Source organism: Aminobacter sp. P4_D5 (genome assembly GCF_056401815.1).
Genome location: NZ_JBFUIP010001259.1, coordinates 1 through 546, shown reverse-complemented (window position 1 = coordinate 546; position 546 = coordinate 1). Strand labels below are relative to the sequence as shown.

The window sequence follows — 546 nt, the reverse complement described above, 5'->3', positions numbered from 1 at the left end:
ATCCGTGACTTCACGCCGATCACGCGCATCTTGGGGCAGGGCTCCGTACTGGCGTCGCGCGCGAGCCTGCCGGTCACGACGGCCCAGGAGTTGATCGACTATGCGAAGGCGCGGCCCGGCGAGGTGAATCTCGGCTCCATCGGGATCGCAAGCACGGTGCATCTCTTCGGCGAGATGATCGCGGCCGCGGCCGGCATCCGCTTCACCCACGTACCCTATACGGGTGCGGCGCCGGTCGTGACGGACCTACTGGCGGGGCGGGTGGACATCACGCTGCTGGGCCTGCCGGCGGTGGCGCCGCATGTCGCGAGCGGGCAGATGCGCGCGCTGGCCATCACCAGCGCGAAGCCACCGCGCATCGCGCCGGACATGCCGACGCTGAACAAGACCCTGCCGGGCTTCGAGACGGAGAGCTGGTATGGCATGCTGGGGCCCGCGAACCTGCCGCCGGAGATTCTGGCCAGGCTGCACCGGGAGTTCTCCGCAGCGATACTCTCGCCGGACATCAGTGCGCTGCTGATCCGCGACAGCTACGAGCCCGTGGGG

1 protein-coding gene is annotated in these 546 nt (G+C 69.2%); it reads left to right on the top strand.

What is annotated here, in order from left to right; genetic code table 11:
• Positions 1–546 (top strand): Bug family tripartite tricarboxylate transporter substrate binding protein (locus tag AC1DWF_RS37820; protein WP_476843541.1); only part of this gene is annotated, 546 nt, incomplete at both ends.